The 4,312-nt window shown below is 60.1% G+C and carries 5 protein-coding genes and 1 tRNA gene; 5 read left to right on the top strand and 1 reads right to left on the bottom strand.

Going from position 1 to position 4,312, the window contains the following annotated elements:
- On the top strand, positions 1 to 279 hold a 279-nt coding region (locus tag EOA22_RS39060), incomplete at its 5' end, for a hypothetical protein (RefSeq protein ID WP_245465727.1).
- A 321-nt stretch (positions 280 to 600) separates the two neighbouring features.
- Here EOA22_RS39060 and EOA22_RS25445 read toward each other — a convergent pair.
- Entirely contained in the window at positions 601 to 2,121 is a 1,521-nt protein-coding gene (locus EOA22_RS25445; RefSeq protein WP_013532684.1) for a phosphomannomutase/phosphoglucomutase, read from the bottom strand.
- Between the two features lie 201 nt (positions 2,122 to 2,322).
- Between EOA22_RS25445 and EOA22_RS25440 the strand changes: the two genes are divergently transcribed.
- The 4 genes from EOA22_RS25440 (at position 2,323) to EOA22_RS37765 (ending at position 4,098) form a co-directional block, all read left to right on the top strand.
- Positions 2,323 to 2,399: transfer RNA gene (locus EOA22_RS25440), tRNA-Pro, on the top strand.
- Positions 2,400 to 2,937: 538 nt separating this feature from the next.
- Entirely contained in the window at positions 2,938 to 3,228 is a 291-nt protein-coding gene (locus EOA22_RS25435; protein ID WP_013532685.1) for a hypothetical protein, read from the top strand.
- A gap of 207 nt (positions 3,229 to 3,435) precedes the next feature.
- On the top strand, positions 3,436 to 3,651 hold the full coding sequence (locus tag EOA22_RS25430; RefSeq protein ID WP_024503705.1) for a hypothetical protein: 216 nt from the start codon (positions 3,436 to 3,438) through the stop codon (positions 3,649 to 3,651).
- A 6-nt stretch (positions 3,652 to 3,657) separates the two neighbouring features.
- Positions 3,658 to 4,098, top strand: a complete 441-nt coding sequence (locus EOA22_RS37765) for a hypothetical protein (RefSeq protein WP_063167694.1) — start codon at positions 3,658 to 3,660, stop codon at positions 4,096 to 4,098.
- Positions 4,099 to 4,312: the final 214 nt, after the last annotated feature.

Here is a 4,312-nt window from a genome sequence, read left to right as displayed (position 1 = left end):
TGGCTGGCCACCGTGCAGCTTGCCGGGGATTGGTGGTCCAAGGTCGGATTCGCCATGGCTATCAAACATTCAATTCGTCTAAAATGGTCCGAAACCATTTTAGCGCACGCTATATTGAATCGCAGTCTTGCGAGGCAGTTCATGCGTTTGAAGTTCATCCCACCTATTGAGCCGGAGCTTGTCGACACCCGCCCGAGCGGGGCGACTGGATTCACGAGATCAAATTCGACGGGTATCGCACTCAGCTCATCATGGATGAAGATGGCATCCGCCTGTTGACGAGAAGAGCGCGCCACAACCAGGACAGGTCAAGCGACTGATCCTTGGGTCTCATCACCGACAGGGGAAGTTTGCACCTGTTGCAGCCGAGCGGCGCGTCTCCGATCATGATGCGTATCCCAGCGGCCACCAAGGTTCACTCGGACGCCGGGATGGGTCCTGCAATTACTGGGCGAAGCGCAGGTGACCCACAACGGTACTTTTGACGCCGCGAGCTCCAACAGAGCGCGCGTTGGGGTGTGAGAACCGCAAGATCCTCTCGTACCCACTTTGCGATCGATCAGGCAGACGTGCGGCTGTCAGCCGGCGGCCTAAGGATACTCAGAATGTCTGGTTGTAGGCGCCCACCTCGGGGCTGCGGCGCAGCACGGTGTCGACAGCCTCGAACATCTCCCGTCGACGCTGCGACGACACCGGGCTTTCGACGACCACGACCAGTTCCGGCTTGTTCGACGAGGCGCGCACCAGTCCCCAGGTGCCGTCGTCCGCGACAACGCGCGCACCGTTGACGGTGATGAGGTCGGCGATCTTCTGGCCCGCAAAAACCGTTCCATCCCGCTTCATGGCCTGAAAGTCGGCAACCACCCGCTCGACAACGCCATACTTCACATCGTCCGCGCAGTGCGACGACATGGTCGGCGTGCCGAAGGTCAGCGGCAGCGCGCGGTATAGATCGGCCATCGAACTGCCGGGGCTGCGGTCCAGCATCTGGCAGATGGCAATGGCGGTGACCAGCCCATCGTCATAACCCCGCCCGATCGGCGGGTTGAAGAAGAAATGGCCCGACTTTTCGAAACCGGCGACGGCGCCAAGCTCGGCGACGCGGCGCTTGATGTAGGAGTGGCCGGTCTTCCAGTAGTCGGTGACGGCGCTGTTGGCGCGCAGCACGCTGTCTGTGTTGAACAGGCCGGTCGACTTGACGTCGACGACGAAGGTCGAGCCCGGATGCTGGCTGGAGATATCGCGCGCCAGCATCACACCGACCTTGTCGGCAAAAATCTCATTGCCCTCATTGTCGACGACGCCGCAGCGGTCGCCGTCACCGTCGAAGCCAAGGCCGACATCGGCTCCAGTCTCAAGCACCTTGTCCCTGATGGCATGCAGCATCTGCATATCCTCGGGATTGGGATTGTAGCGCGGAAAGGTGTGGTCGAGTTCGACATCGAGCGGGATGACCTCGCAGCCGATGCGCTGCAGCGCTTGCGGCGCGAAGGCGCCGGCGGTGCCGTTGCCGCAGGCGGCGACCACTTTCAGCTTTCGGGTGATGCGCTTGTCCTCGGTCAGATCGTCGAGATAAGTAGCGCGAAAATCGCGAACGAAATCGTAGGAGCCGCCGCCGACGAGATCGAAATCGCCGGCCAGTACAATCTGCTTCAGCGCGCTCATCTCTTCCGGCCCGAAAGTCAGCGGCCGCGCCGCACCCATCTTGACGCCGGTCCAGCCATTCTCGTTATGCGAGGCGGTGACCATAGCGACCGAAGGCACGTCCAGTGCGAACTGGGCGAAATAGGCCATCGGCGACAACGCCAGTCCGATGTCCCTCACCCGAGCGCCTGCAGCCATCAAACCGGACACCAGCGCCAGCTTGATGCCAAGCGAATAGGAGCGGAAATCGTGCCCGGTGACGATATCGGGACCGGCACCGACACGGCGGATCAGCGTGCCAAGCCCCATTCCGAGCGCCTGGACGCCATTCAGATTGAGCTCCGGCAGTTGCGCGGAGCCGGGATGGCCAAACCACCAGCGCGCATCATATTCTCGAAAGCCGGATGGCTTGATCAGCGCTTCGGTTTCGAACTCGAAACTGTTGGGCCGGGCGTCGCCAACGATGCTGAAGGACAAGACTGGAAAACTCCGAGTGGCGGAAATTACGAGTTGTCGAGGACTGCGGCTTAGCACAGAAGGCTTTAAGCCACGTTTATCCCAGGAGGGAATCCGAGCCTTTCGGGCTATGCTCGACGAAAGCCGATGAAATGCGACAGAAGTGCTGCCATGCCGCTTGCAGGAACGAAGTGTGGCGGCTATAAGCCCGCGGTCTGGTCACGGAGTGTAGCGCAGCCTGGTAGCGCACCTCGTTCGGGACGAGGGGGTCGCAGGTTCAAATCCTGCCACTCCGACCAGAAAAAACAAAGAGTTAGCGCATCCCGACTTCGGCGCTCCACCTGCCCCTCAAGCGAGATTACTCGCGTCTCCCCGCCGGCCGACAGCGATGCCTGTTGCACTGGACAGCAACCAGACGGTCAACCGGCCGCTTTATGCCTTCATACGTGCGCTCGCGGACAGATTCCGGAAAACATCTCAACTGGCACGCGCGTCCGGCTAGCGGAGGCCAAAAAAGCTCAAGATCGCTATCACGATGACCACAGCTCCAACGAGCCAAATGATATTGTTCATGATCTCTCTCCTGTTGCCTGGGGGAAGCCCGCGCCTCTGGCGGAGAACGCGGGCCGACCAGTCTTTGCCGACTGATCCGCAGCAGACACCAAATCGTGATCCCGGCTGCGAGAAATAAAACCATCAGGCACGTCTAATGTTCCGTCGTTGACGAGATCCGGCGATGACCAGTGAACGTTCGGGCCGATGCCGGACCACCGGAACCAAAGTGATCAGGGGCAGTTAATCCAATGAAGGGCTAATTAAGAAAATGGAGAAATTGCAATGAAAACAATGATCATGTGCGCGTTGGCGATTTCCATTGGACTGCCCGTCGTGGCTTCGGCAGCCGAAGCCGATGTGGTTGTTAGAACCCATCATCGACATCACGGCAGCGTCAAGATCATCAACGAAGACGGTCAGCGCTTGCACCACCGCCGCCATGGTACTGTGGCGTTCTACGACCATGGGCGCCGGCATCATCACCGCGATACCGTTGTCGTGACAGGTTCCGTTTCCACCCATCGCCACCACCATCGGCACCATCCCGTGGTGATCGAGAACGACGGGTACTGACCACAGATCTCCGGCCCGATTCTTGAAGGAATCGGGCCACGAGAGGCCCTTTGATCATGCTTTTGGCAGCACCGTCGGCAAGACAATTGCCCCTAGCCAGACTTAGGTCTGACCCCTGCCCGACCGAAGTCCAGGTTGGAAACGCATGCGCTTGCCCCAAATTCGGGGTGGCGGGCAAAAATGATCGATGAAACCAAGAGCAGCAGCATGTCGAACCGTGAGACCAAACGATCCGATGCCCTGAGCACGCGAGTAACAGAGATCAAGGCCAGGATGCAGCAAGCCCAGATTACCGAAGACGAGATGAAGACCTTCCAGAAGGTCGCGGCCATCATGGAGGGCGGCGAGGGCCGAATCGAGGTTGACGACCTGATTGCCGCGTCATTCCTCACCGACACGCTGCTGAACAGCCCGAAGCGTTAAGCGACCATGCCGACGATTAGCAGACTTTTTGATTCCCACGCCGATGCGACGCGGGTCGCTAGCGACTTGGTGGCGGCCGGAATTCCTCGCGTACAGATCGCGATCATCGGGCCTTACAATGACGAGACAGGATCTGTTTGGGTTTCCGCTTTGGGATCGGTACTGGGCGCTGCTGCCGGCGGGTTGGCATGTCTGAGCGTCGTTGCGGCAGTTGGCATCAATCCTGTTGCTGCGAGCGTATTGCCAACAGCGGTGGCTGGCGCGGTCTGTGGCGGCGTTGCCGGCGGTCTGTTTGGAACATTCGCCCTGCACGCCATGAAGGCGGATGATCAGGACGTGGCCGAGGGCGTCGTCCTGGTGACGGCGCATGTCGATGAAAATGACGCCGAGATCGCTCAGACAGTGCTCGGCGGTCCCCCGTCGACGTTGGTGGCCGAAGCAGCTTAGGAAAGCCGCCTCGACGTCGCCGGAACCGGCACTCTCCGTTTGCCAGCGATTGAACTCCACACCCGGCAGATAGCAATTCAGACTGGGGATGTTCCTGCCGTCGGCCCGCATGGCCGAACCCTGTGGCAGGTTGCTTCGCGGCCGCATATTTTGACGAAAAGGCCCGTCGGCTCTAGGGTCGATGGACCTGATGGAATGAGTGAAACGGCGGGGC

Origin of the sequence: Mesorhizobium sp. M7A.F.Ca.US.014.04.1.1 (genome assembly GCF_003998745.1) — a bacterium.
Classification (GTDB): domain Bacteria; phylum Pseudomonadota; class Alphaproteobacteria; order Rhizobiales; family Rhizobiaceae; genus Mesorhizobium; species Mesorhizobium ciceri.
The sequence above is the reverse complement of the archived record's forward strand: the minus strand, read 5'-3'. Positions and strand labels throughout refer to the sequence as shown.

Coding starts and splice junctions, on each gene's coding strand:
- EOA22_RS25430 (WP_024503705.1), top strand. CDS start 3,436: ATGTCGAACCGTGAGACCAAACGATCCGATGCCCTGAGCACGCGAGTA.
- EOA22_RS25435 (WP_013532685.1), top strand. CDS start 2,938: ATGAAAACAATGATCATGTGCGCGTTGGCGATTTCCATTGGACTGCCC.
- EOA22_RS37765 (WP_063167694.1), top strand. CDS start 3,658: ATGCCGACGATTAGCAGACTTTTTGATTCCCACGCCGATGCGACGCGG.